At 32.7% G+C, this 13,998-nt stretch carries 11 protein-coding genes and 1 tRNA gene; 8 read left to right on the top strand and 4 right to left on the bottom strand.

Annotation, left to right across the window (positions count from 1 at the left end; all coding sequences use genetic code 11):
* Positions 1-33 precede the first annotated feature (33 nt).
* Positions 34-699: a 7-carboxy-7-deazaguanine synthase QueE gene (gene queE / locus BM088_RS07770; protein WP_091982467.1), complete on the bottom strand. Its 666-nt coding sequence runs from the start codon at positions 697-699 to the stop codon at positions 34-36.
* A gap of 96 nt (positions 700-795) precedes the next feature.
* Between queE and queC the strand changes: the two genes are divergently transcribed.
* The 7 genes from queC (at position 796) to BM088_RS07735 (ending at position 8,714) form a co-directional block, all read left to right on the top strand.
* Positions 796-1,455 carry a 7-cyano-7-deazaguanine synthase QueC gene (gene queC, locus BM088_RS07765; protein ID WP_091982534.1) on the top strand — a complete coding sequence of 220 codons (660 nt, stop codon included), beginning with the start codon at positions 796-798 and terminating at the stop codon, positions 1,453-1,455.
* Positions 1,456-1,572: 117 nt separating this feature from the next.
* Entirely contained in the window at positions 1,573-3,525 is a 1,953-nt protein-coding gene (locus BM088_RS07760) for an MASE3 domain-containing protein (protein ID WP_091982465.1), read from the top strand.
* A 232-nt stretch (positions 3,526-3,757) separates the two neighbouring features.
* Positions 3,758-6,037: a winged helix-turn-helix domain-containing protein gene (locus BM088_RS07755; protein WP_143085049.1), complete on the top strand. Its 2,280-nt coding sequence runs from the start codon at positions 3,758-3,760 to the stop codon at positions 6,035-6,037.
* Positions 6,038-6,125: 88 nt separating this feature from the next.
* A complete protein-coding gene (locus BM088_RS07750) occupies positions 6,126-6,371 on the top strand; it encodes a hypothetical protein (RefSeq protein ID WP_091982462.1) in 246 nt (81 codons plus the stop codon).
* A 33-nt stretch (positions 6,372-6,404) separates the two neighbouring features.
* The gene (locus BM088_RS07745; RefSeq protein ID WP_091982461.1) at positions 6,405-6,674 is read left to right on the top strand and encodes a hypothetical protein; all 270 of its coding nucleotides are present in this window, start codon (positions 6,405-6,407) and stop codon (positions 6,672-6,674) included.
* Positions 6,675-6,946: 272 nt separating this feature from the next.
* The gene (locus tag BM088_RS07740) at positions 6,947-8,461 is read left to right on the top strand and encodes a methyl-accepting chemotaxis protein (protein ID WP_091982459.1); all 1,515 of its coding nucleotides are present in this window, start codon (positions 6,947-6,949) and stop codon (positions 8,459-8,461) included.
* A 10-nt stretch (positions 8,462-8,471) separates the two neighbouring features.
* Entirely contained in the window at positions 8,472-8,714 is a 243-nt protein-coding gene (locus BM088_RS07735) for a hypothetical protein (protein ID WP_091982458.1), read from the top strand.
* Between the two features lie 11 nt (positions 8,715-8,725).
* On the opposite strand, the gene BM088_RS07730 is transcribed toward BM088_RS07735, so the two are convergent.
* Genes BM088_RS07730 through BM088_RS07720 form a run of 3 tightly spaced genes read right to left on the bottom strand, consistent with a single transcriptional unit; the run spans position 8,726 to position 13,087 of the window.
* On the bottom strand, positions 8,726-9,697 hold the full coding sequence (locus BM088_RS07730) for a class I SAM-dependent methyltransferase (RefSeq protein ID WP_091982533.1): 972 nt from the start codon (positions 9,695-9,697) through the stop codon (positions 8,726-8,728).
* Positions 9,698-9,704: 7 nt separating this feature from the next.
* Positions 9,705-11,717 carry an excinuclease ABC subunit UvrB gene (uvrB, locus tag BM088_RS07725; RefSeq protein ID WP_091982456.1) on the bottom strand — a complete coding sequence of 671 codons (2,013 nt, stop codon included), beginning with the start codon at positions 11,715-11,717 and terminating at the stop codon, positions 9,705-9,707.
* Positions 11,714-13,087, bottom strand: coding sequence for an MATE family efflux transporter (locus BM088_RS07720; protein ID WP_091982455.1), 1,374 nt, complete (start codon positions 13,085-13,087; stop codon positions 11,714-11,716). The genes uvrB and BM088_RS07720 overlap by 4 nt, the downstream gene beginning before the upstream one ends.
* 833 nt (positions 13,088-13,920) lie before the next feature.
* Here BM088_RS07720 and BM088_RS07715 point away from each other — a divergent pair.
* Positions 13,921-13,997: transfer RNA gene (locus BM088_RS07715), tRNA-Asn, on the top strand.
* The last annotated feature ends 1 nt before the right edge of the window (position 13,998 follow it).

Below are 13,998 nucleotides of genomic sequence, written 5' to 3'. Positions count from 1 at the left end.
TATAGATTTAAAGAAACTTAACCAATAGTTTTCTTAATTAATACCTAAATATTTATGTACTTGCACCGATAATCTCCAGTTTTTAGCAATGCAAATATCAACGGCTAATCGTGTCGCTTTTGCTTTTTGGCTGATCGGCTGTAAATAAATCAGCTCAGGTTGAATATCCATATCAGTTAATAACGCCTCAAGTTCTTCAACATGTTTCATCATAGCAATGGGGTGTTTTATTTCATTTGCTCTTAGCATCGCTTGTTTTAAAACAGGATATCCACCACGCATGTTTATTTTTGGGGATACTGTAACCCAAGTTTTTTCAGGGACTTTAATTTCAAAAGTACCGCTCGTTTCTAATTGAGTCGAAAACCCATTTCCATGTAATAAATCACATAAAGGAATTAAATCAAACATACAAGGTTCACCACCAGTGATCACGATATGTTTAGCCTGATAACCTTTACTTTCAATTAAATCTATAACTTGCTGTGCTGAACTATCAGCCCATAGCTCTGAATCAGCCTTTTTTTCTACCGTTTTTTGTAAATCAACTTTATAAACATCTGATGCTTCCCAAGTTTGCTTAGTATCACACCAAGAACAGCCAACAGGACAACCTTGCAGTCGAATAAAAATAGAAGGTGTTCCAGTAAAGCTGGCTTCACCTTGAATGGTTTGAAATATTTCATTGATCTTGTACAAAAGGTTATCGCTCTAAATATAAAATTGTCATTATTAAAGCCTAGGTGTAGAATGCTTCGCCCGGCAAAACGCCTATTATACGAGAGTCTGAGAAATATGTCGCAAAAAGTTGTTGTTATTTATTCCGGTGGAATGGATTCATATACGGTATTGAACAAAGCCATACAGGATGGCTATGAAGTTTATGCTTTATCATTTGATTATGGGCAGCGACATGTTAAAGAACTTGATATTGCGGCAAAGGCCTGTAAAGATTTAGACGTTCATCATAAAATTGTTAATATTTCAGCGATAAATCAAATCATTGGGGGCTCTTCACTTACCGATGACATAGATGTTCCTGAAGGACATTATGAAGCCGAAAATATGAAAAGCACAATTGTACCAAACCGTAATATGATACTACTTTCATTAGCGGTTGGTTACGCAGTCTCTCTTAAAGCCTGTAAAGTTTATTATGGTGCACATTCGGGAGATCATGCTATTTATCCAGATTGTCGTCCTGAATTTGTACAAAAAATGGATGACGTTTGTCGTATTGCTAATTATGATGCGGTGGAAATTGTCAGCCCATATCTTAAAAATAGTAAAATAGATATTTTAACCGATGGTCTAAAAATGGGTTTAAACTATCGTGACACTTGGACTTGCTATAACGGCCGAGAAAAAGCATGTGGTAAATGTGGGGCATGCCAAGAAAGGTTAGAAGCCTTTAAATTGAATAACGTAATTGATCCTATAGAGTACGAAATTTAAAATATTTATTCTCAAGGGCTACATCAAAGTAGCTCTTTAAATCCTAAAGCTGAATACTAGAATCCACTCAGCTTTATGCTAAATTAATAATATCAGTGATTATCAATTTAGGTATCAATGTTAAACCATAAAAGCACTTTTCTTAAATCATCAATTTTACCCGCTTTAATGATTTTAGCTTTAATTTACCTTAGAGCTCAACACGGATTTTTATTATTTCATACACTCGCAGAACTATTCTCAATTTTTGTTGGCACTTTGATGTTAGTTATTGTGCTCAATACGCAAAACTTTATTCGAAATGATTTTTTAATTTATTTGGGCATAGGTTATTTTTCCATTGCAGTGTTAGATAGCTTCCATACTTTCACAGTAAAAGGCATGCCATTTTTTGGAATTACAACAGCGACTATCACGATTCATTTTTGGATTTACACACGATTTTTAGAAGCCCTATTACTTATTTCAAGCCCTTTATTTTTAACCCGAAAACTTAACATTAAATACATGTTAATCAGCTCATTTTTCATTGTATCCATTATTATTTGGCTAAGCTTTAATTTTACAGCACCTGAGTTTATAAACCCTAATGGCTTAACACCCTTAAAAATTTATTCAGAGTATTTAATAATCACACTGTTAATAAGTTCTCTGATTATTTTTTTTAAAAAGCGCAGTTTATTGACTAAAAAAGTGATATATTTTTTATATGCCTCTCTTATTACAACAATTATTGCTGAAACCTGTTTTACTTTTTATATCAACTTTTCAGGCATCACTTTTGTTATAGGTCACATTTTTAAGTTTTTATCTTTTTGGATGATTTATCAGGCTATTGTACAAACAACCTTAAAAGAGCCTTTTACTTTATTAACTAAAAATGCAAATACATACGATGCAATTCCCCATCCAGCCATTTTAGTAGACAATAATGGAGATATCTCACAAGCCAATCAAGCTGCGCTAAAGGCAAGTAAAAAATCACTAATTGAAATTATTCATCAACCTATTCATAATATTTTTCACCCAAACGATGTGCAACAAAATCATTGTGAGATATGCATTGCAATTGCACAACACCAAATAATTTCAAATAAAGAAGTTTATTATCCCCAAAGCAATGAATGGTTTTTATTAACGCTCACACCTATAAACGCGTTAGATAGCACAAGTTCTATGGTACAAACGCTAACTGATATTTCACAACAAAAATTGCAAGAAACGGAACTAATCGCACACAAAAATAATTTAGAACTGACTGTTTCAACAAGAACATCAGAGTTACAAACATCATTAGAAACATTAACACAAACACAAAACCAACTTGTTGAGTCACAAAAAATGGCTGCATTAGGTGAACTTGTTGCAGGTGTTGCTCATGAAATAAATACACCAATAGGTGTAGGTGTTACAGCAACTTCACACTTAGCAGAGGAAACAGATAAACTCGATCGTTTATTTGAAAATAAAACACTCTCCAGTAATAACCTTAAGGCTTACTTACTAGGAGCAAAGACAAGTAGTACTTTACTTTTATCTAACTTAAATCGTGCCTCAGACTTAATTCACAGTTTCAAGCAAGTTGCAGTTGATCAAACTTCAGAGCAAAATCGTCAATTTAAAATTAAAGAATATATTCATGAGATTTTATCTAGCCTTTACCCAAAACTTAAAAAAGCAAATGTAGAAATATGTGTCGAGTGTGAAAAAGAGTTTATTATTGAATGCTCCCCAAGTGCATTAGCACAAATAATCACTAATTTAGTCATAAATGCAATCACACATGGTTTTGAGTCTTGTACTCAGGGAAAAATAAAAATAGAGATTATTCAAGAAGAGGGAATGGTAAAGCTTCTATTTCAAGATTTTGGTAAGGGGATTTCCAATGAACATTTAAAAAAGTTATTTGACCCATTTTTTACCACCAAACGCGGTCAAGGAGGCAGTGGTTTAGGGTTAAACATAGTTTATAACTTGGTCACTCAATCGTTAAAAGGAAGAATATCCTGTGATAGTGAACTTGGTTCTGGTACTCGGTTTAATATTCTTTTTCCAAGCAAGATTTTATAAACCTTAATATATTTTGCCTGCCCACCTGAAATATCACAGAGTTTTAAAATATAATATTTAACTTTGTAACAACAAAAACAATGAATTTATAAATAAATCTAAAAATTGATATCTATAAAATTAAATGTTTCAATTTAGGGAAAAATCACACAGAATTGTAAGAGAAATACAAATAAAAAAACGATAAACTATAAATCGTTAAATAACTAATTAAACACTGGTAGTAAACTCATTGAACAAACATCATCTAATTAAGCTCAGAAATTGGGTATTTGATCCTCGTGCAAAAACAATTACCAAAGATGATGGTAGTGATGAGTCAGTCTCGCTTGAAAATAAACAATGCCTTGTATTAACTTTTTTAGTAGAAAATCATTTAGAAGTCATCACCAGAGATCAATTAATTGACTCTGTATGGTCGGGTCGCATCGTTGAAGAGCTCACTATTAATGCCGTCATTTCAAGATTACGAAAAATGCTAGGCGGTGAAAAAAATGAGTTTATCAAAACACACCCTAAGGTTGGTTATTCATTAATATGCCCCATTCAATTTATTGAAAAAGAACTTATTATTCCAGATGTCATTAAACTACCAAAGAATATTAAACCAGTTTCGCCTCCTATCATTTCTCAAGAAGTAAAAAGACCAAAAGCCATTTTAATCCCTAAAGGTGTTGATATTGAAGATGCTGTCATTGAACCTGGGGAAGCTAGACCTGGCATAATCGAACCTAAAATAATTATAGAACCAACTTTTCAAGGAAAAAACAGCCGTATTTCCAAACAACTTTTAATCGCCTTATTTGCTACTTCAAGCTGTTTTTTAGTTTTTATTTTCATTTGGCTTATCAGTACTCAAACAGTTGAAAAACAACTACTAAAAACGAATACCAAGCCAACTGAAAATATCCCTTCACTTACACAATTAACACCTTTGACTTATATTGAGGGACTTGAACTTAGCCCTGCACTGTCACCAGATAAAACCTTGTTAGCCTTTGTTCATAAAAAACATGCAAGTGCCAATATGCAAGTCATGGTTAAAAATATTAAAAGCAATAGAATAATCTCACTTGATGCATCTCACTATACGAATGCACCTATCTGGTCACCTAAAGGAAATTTTTTATATTATCAAGATTATGTAAATGGAAAGTGTTTAATAAAAAAAATTAAAGTTGAAAAAGAATTAACATTTTCTGATATTACAAATATTACAACCTGTGGTAATACACTCAGTATGAGCCCTCTAGCCATAAAAAATAATTGGCTATATTTTTCTTACTCCCAAAGTGAAGATCAACCTTTTGTGATTAAAAAAGTACACCTAGTTACAAAGAAAGAACTAACACTAACTAGTCCTAGAGTGAAATCTTATGGGGATTATAGTTTAAGCCTTAGTCCTGATGGTTCTAAAATTGCTTTTGTGCGTTCTGTTTCTTTTACTAGAACAGATTTAATGTATTTAGATTTAAAAACCGGAGAAGTTAAATTTTTGCAAAAGTTGAATTTTCTCACTCACCGAATAGACTGGAGCTTAGATAGTAACTCTGTTGTTTATGTTGGAATAAATAAAACCTTAAATGCAATAAATATTGAGTCTTTAGAAGATAAAGTTTTATACCGTTCATCTGAAAAAATATTTTCTCCAAAAATAATATCTAATAATGAAGTTTTATTAATTATTGGTGATGCCTATACTAAAAATGTAAAATATCTAGATACAACAGAAAAGCTGCCAAAAATAAAAAAACTGATTACTTCAAGTTTTAATGACCTAGATGCTGTATCTTATACAAATAACAAAAAAGAATTTATTGCTTTTATCTCTAATAGATCTGGGCAAAACCAAATTTGGCTATCTAATAATCATGAAGTTTCACAAGTAACAAATTTTATTGAAAATGATTTAATTACAAACCTTAAATTTTCTTATGATGGTCAATCTTTGATATTTATAAAAAGTCAGCAGTTATCATTACTAGATTTAAAAACAAAAAAAATAACAAAACTAACCAAAGAAAATCTATTAGTGAAAAATGCTATCTGGCTATATAACAGTAACGAAGAAATATTTATTTCTATTCATGAACAAGACGATTGGAATTTGTACAAAGTAAATACTAATGATTTAAAGCAAGTAAAAATATTAACAGGAATTGACTCTATTAAAACTGATAGAGTCAGTAAAAAATATTATGTGATTAAAAGCTCAAGTAATAATATTTATGAACTTGATTCAACTTTAAAAATTAAAAAAAATATAAACTGGAAAATTAAAAAGAACTTTGTAGACCCATTAAAGTGGGCTGTCAAAGATAACCAACTTTATTATTTGGATATTCTTACCAAAGAAGTCTATAAATTAGATCTACTAACAAATACCAAAGAGTCGCTCTATGAATTTCATCATTATGTCTATGACTTTAACCTTTCAAATAATAAGTTAATTTTTAATGAACGAATTTCTAATAATACATATATTGCTAAAGTGCCAATAAAAACATTGTGATTTTATAAATACAATTTTTTCACAATAAATTTTTTTGTTAGTTACGTATGGTGAAAAAGCCTTATAAAAATACGGAAGTGATACAACAATGAATACAAAGTTAGCTTTATTCACTGCTAGTTTAATTGGTTTTTCACCTTTTATACATTCAACTGAAGAAACTAAACAAATTAAAAAAAACTCAAAAAAAACTAATGAAGATATTATTGTAATTCAATGTCGACCACACCCCAATTGCGTAGCTAAAGAACAACAAAATAAAAAGAAATTAATTGAATTAACTACAATTCAAATGATCAAAAACTTTATCATTCTACAGCAGCGAATTCACTAATAAATATTAGCAGATCAATAAATTGGAGGTACCATGAAAATATGTACAAAAAACCATCACCACTGGTCTCTCCTTGATTCTTTACCTTTGGATAAAAATGGTTTTGGTCGATATAAATGTGCAGGATGTGCTTATGAAAAAGGCTATCAAGCGGGAGAAAACAGGGAAGAAACTTTTAATATAGACTTAGATTCTTTACATGAAACCCAATCTGGCAGCGCTCAATATAAAAGCCCACATGCAGCTTTTGCACAAGGATATTATGATGGCATAAGTAATACTTATAGTAATGAGTGCTCATAATGCTTAGTTTTTATAATTATTATCCGCTATAACGATTAACCTTATTATAAAGTTTATAAAAAACCTTAATATCCATTTAAAAAATTTGGTTCTATTCATCTCAGTTATAATTTAAAACCATAGAAATATGTGTGATTTCAATGAGAAATATAATTTATTTTTCTGTATCTTTTTTGAATCAAGAACAAATAAATGTGATTTGCATCATTTACTATCCTTTAATTTCCTTTAGAATAATATTTAATGCGTAATATGCTTAAGAAGGTAATTTAATGGCAAGTTCAACAAATCAACTAATCTCATTGATCAATACAAAAGGTGAATATACTTATGTAAATGATGATTATTGTCGCGCATTAGGTTATGAAAAAGAGGAGCTGATAGGTAAAAGTAACCTTTCTTTAGACTCAAGCGATATGCCAACTTCGGTTAAACAAGAAGTTAAAACAACTTTGGATAAAGGTTTTTCCTGGCAAGGCATATTGTGCAAAACTAAAAAAAATGGCACTAAGTGCTGGATCAATACTTTTATTACACCTCAATTTGAAAATGGTACTATTATCGGTCATCAGGCTATCAGCACAATTGCAACTGAAACGATGATCAAGCGCGCTAATAAAGTATATTCAACTTTAAAAGGCAAAGCATTTATTTTTGAGTTCACTCGAGCACACCGCTTTGCATTTTTAATTGTATTAAGTTTTATTTCTCAAATATTTATTTATCTTAGTTTAGGTTTTGCTGCATCCTTGATTAGTGCAATTGCGGCAATTACGCCAATTATCGTTTTTTATAAAGATATAATCCCTATGGCGCAAAAAGCGCAAAAAATGCAATCAACATTTGATAGCGTTAGTCGACAAGTATATTTTGGCAAAGGTACAGCCAGTGTATTTGACTTTAATATAGGGTTATTAAAAACCAAAATAAAAGCAATTTTAGAGCGAACTTTAGATGCAACCAAACCCATATTAACGGTTATTAACAAAGTACAAGCAGGCACAGAACAAACAAGAACAAACCTAGTATCCCAACAACAAGAATTAACCGAAGTCAGTTCAGCGATGTCACAAATGATCACCTCGACCGAAGAAATTGCAAAAAATAGCATTTCAACCTCCGATGAAATAAGCTCTACATTTAATTTATGTGAACAAGCAAAAAGTGGAATCAACACCACAACCATAGAGATAAAACAACTTGCAGAAGAAGTTGAACAAGCATCATCAGCCGCGGATAAACTAAATAGTGAAGCACAAAATGTTGGTAAATTAATGACTGATATTCAGTCAATTGCCGACCAAACTAACTTGCTGGCACTTAATGCTGCGATTGAAGCTGCCCGTGCAGGAGAACACGGAAGAGGTTTTGCGGTTGTTGCCGACGAAGTACGAAGTTTATCATCTAGAACACAAGAAACTGCAATACATGTTCATACCAGCCTGTCTGAAATGCTTTCCACAATCAATGATTGGTTAGTCATGATGAAAAAAAATAAAGACAATGCTGATAATTGCGTAACTCAGGCTGAAACTTCAGATCAAGCCATCGCGATCATTTACCAAAAAATGGAACAGCTTTCTAATTTGTCCATGCAAATTGCCACAGCAGCAGAAGAACAAAGTGCAGTATCAAATGAAATCAACAACCATGTTATCGAAATAAAACAAGGCTCTGAATTAAATTGGCAACAAACAGAAGAGGTTGCAGAGCAAATGGATGAATTACAAGAGGATATTGAAACCATCAGTAACCTCGCTAAAACATTTATTCCACAGAAAAAATAAGGATTAAAAAATGAATGGTACAACTATGGTCGTGCTCATTGTTTTAATTTCTGTTGGCTTTGGCGTTTTATACGACATGTATAAAAAACATTTAGAGTTCAAAGAAAAAACCCTGCATTTAAACAAACAAAATAATGATATAAATAATACTTTAATGGAGAAAGTCACAACTTTAGAGCAAAGAGTTCAAGTACTTGAAAAAATTGTGACTGATGAAGGCTATAGCGTACAAAAAGATATTAATAATCTATAACTCAATATGTTTTATGCGTTAAATTGATAAACTAAAGCTTTTAAACTGCGATCATCATCTAACTCAACAAAGTTAGGAGCGGGTGTTAGACGCTCAATAAATTTAAACTGCGGCCCAGCATGTTCTGCTATTAAATTTTTAAAAGCTTGCAAACGCAATTCAGGACTATTTGCGCACAATAATAATTGCGCACCGGGTGTTAAAATTTCAGGTAAGCGGCGTAATATTTTTTGGTAGTCTTTCGTTAGAATAAAACTGCCTTTTTGAAAGCTTGGCGGATCAATTATCACTAAATCGTATGGTCCTAGTTTTTTGAGTTTCCCAAAAGACTTTAAAATATCATGAGGATAAAAGCCTACATCGCGTTCAAAACCATTTAATGCATGGTTTATTTTCCCTGTGCGTAATACACCTTTGTTCATATCCATATTAATAACTTGTTTGGCGCCGCCGGCCATGGCTGCAAGTGAAAAACCACAGGTATAAGAAAATAAATTTAAAACCTGTGCTTTATTTGCTTGTGACTTCACCCATTCTCGGCCAGTTTTCATATCGGGAAAAATCCCCGTATTTTGACTTGAAGTTAATTGAACCTGATATTTTAACCCAAGCTCTTGTATTTCAAAACTTTTAGGGTCATCACCTTGTAATATTTTACTCTGAGTTTCTCGCCCTGCCCTTTGTTGAAAAATAAAACCTTTTATTTCATTTTTCTCTGACTGTTCAACCTGTTTCCATATTAATTCATTTAAGCTTTTTAGTTCTTGAACTTCAATTTCAGTGTAAGAAACTAAAAACAAATATGGAGGATATAAATCAAGATTTAAATGGCTTAGCGCATTATATACATGCCCTCTTCCATGAAAAATACGGCACAACTCATTACTTTTACTAAATTCATCGTTATCACTTTTATTTAATACTTTATTTAAAGCATCTAATAATGGAGCATATTTTGTTTTATTCTCTTCAGAATCATTCATTATAAAATCAGGCATGTATTAAATTATCGTGTAATTGTTGAATTTCATCACGCACCTTAGCCGCTTGTTCAAACTCAAGATCTCGTGCATGGGAGAGCATTTTTGCTTCTAAACGTTTTATTTCGACACCAATTTGATGGGCATCCATTTTTGGTTTTTTGCTATTATATAATGAGCCTTGTTTTAATATATCAGCTTTTGTTTCTTGTTCTGCTTTTTCACCCACATCCATAACGTCAGTAATTTTTTTAATTAAACCTTTAGGTGTAATACCATGTTTTACATTATAGGCATGCTGAATATCACGTCGGCTGTTTGTTTTTTCTATGGCTTTTTCCATGGAGCCCGTAATGCGATCACCATATAAAATAGCCCGACCTTTTAAATTTCTTGCTGCTCGCCCTATCGTTTGAATTAATGAGCGCTCTGAACGTAAAAAACCTTCTTTATCAGCATCTAAAATAGCAACTAAAGAAACTTCAGGCATGTCTAAACCTTCTCTGAGTAAGTTAATACCCACCAATACATCAAACACCCCAGCACGTAAATCTCTTATAATTTCAACACGCTCCACCGTATCGATATCTGAATGTAAATATCTCACTTTGACATCATGATCCGATAAATAGTCAGTTAAATCTTCTGCCATACGTTTGGTTAATGTTGTCACCAATACGCGTTCTTCAAGTTTAACTCGAATATATATTTCTGATAATAAATCATCAACTTGCGTTGCAACTGGTCGCACTTCAATTATTGGGTCTAATAAACCTGTAGGTCGAATCACCTGATATGCAACATCATCACTGGCATGTTCAATTTCATAATTACCAGGGGTTGCCGAAACATAAATACGCTGAGGTGCAATTGCCTCAAATTCTTCAAATCTTAAAGGCCTGTTATCCATAGCTGAAGGTAATCTAAAGCCATATTCAACTAAGTTTTCTTTACGACTGCGGTCACCTTTATACATAGCACCAATTTGCGATACCGTAACATGGGACTCATCTATGATCATTAAGCTATTATCAGGTAAATAATCTAATAACGTCGGGGGAGGATCACCTGGGTTTCGTCCAGATAAATAACGACTATAGTTTTCTATGCCCGAGCAATATCCCAGCTCAGTCATCATTTCAATATCGTACTGTGTCCGTTGCGCCACACGTTGCTCTTCTACTAAATGATTTTTTTCTAATAAATATTCGCGTCGTTCTCTTAATTCTTGTTTTATTTCTTCAGCTGCGGCTAATATTTTTTCTCTTGGGGTTACATAATGACTTTTTGGATAAATGGTTGCTCTAACAATATGTTTATCAACCGCACCCGTTAAAGGATCAAATATGCTTAAACGATCAATTTCATCATCAAACATTTCAACCCTAACGGCATATTTATCAGACTCTGCAGGAAATATATCTATGACCTCACCTCTGACCCTATATGTACCACGACTAAAATCAATGTCATTTCGTGTATATTGTAATTGGGCCAAACGACGCAACATGTCTCTTTGATCTATGGTATCGCCTTGTTTTAGCAATAACATCATTTTCATATAAGTTTCAGGATCACCCAAACCATAAATAGCCGACACAGAAGCAATGATAATAACGTCTTCACGTTCCAATAAAGCTTTTGTTGCAGATAAACGCATTTGTTCTATATGTTCATTAATGGAAGCGTCTTTTTCAATGAAAGTATCACTAGAGACAACATAAGCCTCTGGCTGATAATAATCATAATATGAAACAAAGTATTCAACGGCATTATTTGGAAAATATTCTTTCATTTCACCATAAAGTTGCGCTGCTAATGTTTTATTATGCGCCATTATGATCGTTGGTCGGTTTGACCGAGAGATCACATTTGCCATTGTAAATGTTTTACCTGTTCCAGTAGCTCCTTCTAAAGTTTGATGTGCAAGACCAGACTCTAAACCTTCGCATAGTTTCTCAATGGCCAGAGGTTGGTCACCACTTGGTGAGTATGGAGATTGTAAGTCAAATTTGAAACTCATGCTTCACACTCCTCAGCTTGATTATTTACGCCAACAGACTCTAATGTTTGACAAAACCAACGGTAAGAAATTAAAGCCGTAAATACATTACCAACAAGCGCACCAATAAATAACCCTTGAATATCCCAAAAAAGGCTTCCGACATAAGCAAATGGAACATAAAAAGCAAACAATCTAATAACACTCATAGACAATGCATTCATTGGCTTATGCAATGCATTAAAAGATGAATTAGATAAAATAATAACCCCTTGTAGACCATACCCTAGCGGGAGGATCCAAATAAATAAAGTGATCACTGAAATCACTCCTTCAGATGATGCAAATATTTCAGCTATTACTTGTGAAAAAAGAATCAAGACTAAATATAAAATAAACTGCCAAATTAATATGAACTTTAAACTTGTTTTATAAGCACTTGCTACTCGTTCAAATTTACCGGCTCCAAAATTTTGACTAATAAATGGAGGCAGTGTCATAGATAAAGCTAAAACAACAATACTTGAAATTGATTCAATACGACTCCCTACCCCAAAAGCAGCAACCGCTTCTGCACCATGACGGGCAACTAAAGCAGTCATTACCGCCATTGCAATTGGCGTAAGCATGTTAGCGCCAGCAGCAGGCAGACCAATTTTTAACATTTTTTGCGTGGCTGAACTAAATGTTTGTTTTTTTGATTTTAGACTTACTAACTTTCTCTTAAAGATAAGTAAATATAAGATGATAAAAACACCACAAGTCCAAGCAACAACACTCGCTATTGCAGCGCCTTTTATACCCATGGCTGGAATAGGACCAAAACCAAAAATAAAAATAGGGTCTAAAACAGCATTAACGACACCTGCAAACCCCATTATCATACTGGGGGTTTTTGTATCCCCACTGGCACGTACAACCGCATTACCTATCATAGGCGTAATTAAAAAAACGCTTCCAATAAACCAAACTCCAATATAATCCCTGATATGCACCATTAAAGACTGATCAGCTCCTAAGAGTGCAAAGATAGGGTCCATTAATATATAACCAAACAATGACAACACAGAAACAAAAACTGCTGATACGATTAAAGCAACAGCCCCATCAAAACGCGCTTCTGCAATATCTCCAGCACCAAGTGCTTTAGCTATAATAGCGGATGTACCAATGCTTAAACCAATTGCAAGACTTATTACCGTGAAAGTAACAGGAAACGTAAAACTAATAGCGGCTAAAGGTTCAGTGCCAAGTAAACTAACAAAAAATGTATCGACCAAGTTAAATAACATTAAAGTCACCATGCCAAAAATCATGGGTATCGTCATTTTTTTTAATGTTTCTGGTATTGGGGCATTTAATAAATCAGGTGACTTTTGTTTGTTTCGCATAATTTTTTAGCTACTTCTATTTGTGATTTAAATAACACCAATAAGCGGGCCAGACATTTTAGAACAAGCCAGATACCATATCAACTTAGAAAGTTTGCTTTTGAAAAATATAACAGTACTTTTAAAATATTGTGCCAAACGATAAATCAGCCTGTTCAATTATAAAAATAGATAAATGATCAATATCATTCATTTATTTTACAAGTTAGTAACAATTAACAAGCTGAAAGCTTCTTTTTTACACAAGCTATGATTGTCAATAAATTTAAACGAAATTATTTCACCTTTATGTATCTTAAATCATTGACAAGTTTAACCCATTGTTTTCTATTGGTAATATTTTTTTAATAAAACCTATTGATATTGCTACACACCTCAAAAACAAAGGCCTTAAACACTTTCTTAAAGTTTCATAAACATAGTTATCCACAGATTCTGTGGGTAAGTAATGACAGCCCTTATTTAATCAGGTTTCAACCATTTTTATGTCCATAAATAAAAATGAAGCAAAATTTCAAATAATAAAACAGTCATATTTTGAATCTGAAAAAAATTTAAATTGAGTAGTAGAGAGAGTTCATTAAAGCAAGAAAATATTAAATTAATATAAAAAAATAAATTAATCAGAATATATCTATTAAATTCTCACTTAAAACGTCATGTAGCATATTCACTCAATATACTTTGACTGTAATACGTACAAAAAAGACAAAATTCAAGCTTATTGAATATAAATCCAGCGAACAAACACTTTATTTTAAATATTAAAGTTTTATTAGTTGACACTTGGCATGGGTGCCATTAATATTTCGCCCCGTTGAGAAGTAAGCCATTCCCCCTTAGCTCAGTTGGTTAGAGCGACGGACTGTTAATCCGCAGGTCCCCCGTTCGAGTCGGGGAGGGGGAGCCAA

This window comes from Pseudoalteromonas denitrificans DSM 6059, from assembly GCF_900112265.1.
GTDB classification, from domain to species: Bacteria; Pseudomonadota; Gammaproteobacteria; order Enterobacterales; family Alteromonadaceae; genus Pseudoalteromonas; species Pseudoalteromonas denitrificans.
The sequence above is the reverse complement of the archived record's forward strand: the minus strand, read 5'-3'. Positions and strand labels throughout refer to the sequence as shown.

Bases quoted from the DNA above. Each gene is read 5' to 3' on its own strand.
- BM088_RS07720 (WP_091982455.1), bottom strand. From the start codon at position 13,087: ATGCGAAACAAACAAAAGTCACCTGATTTATTAAATGCCCCAATACCA.
- BM088_RS07745 (WP_091982461.1), top strand. From the start codon at position 6,405: ATGAAAATATGTACAAAAAACCATCACCACTGGTCTCTCCTTGATTCT.
- BM088_RS07730 (WP_091982533.1), bottom strand. From the start codon at position 9,697: ATGAATGATTCTGAAGAGAATAAAACAAAATATGCTCCATTATTAGAT.
- BM088_RS07735 (WP_091982458.1), top strand. From the start codon at position 8,472: ATGAATGGTACAACTATGGTCGTGCTCATTGTTTTAATTTCTGTTGGC.
- uvrB (WP_091982456.1), bottom strand. From the start codon at position 11,717: ATGAGTTTCAAATTTGACTTACAATCTCCATACTCACCAAGTGGTGAC.
- BM088_RS07750 (WP_091982462.1), top strand. From the start codon at position 6,126: ATGAATACAAAGTTAGCTTTATTCACTGCTAGTTTAATTGGTTTTTCA.
- BM088_RS07760 (WP_091982465.1), top strand. From the start codon at position 1,573: ATGTTAAACCATAAAAGCACTTTTCTTAAATCATCAATTTTACCCGCT.
- BM088_RS07740 (WP_091982459.1), top strand. From the start codon at position 6,947: ATGGCAAGTTCAACAAATCAACTAATCTCATTGATCAATACAAAAGGT.
- queC (WP_091982534.1), top strand. From the start codon at position 796: ATGTCGCAAAAAGTTGTTGTTATTTATTCCGGTGGAATGGATTCATAT.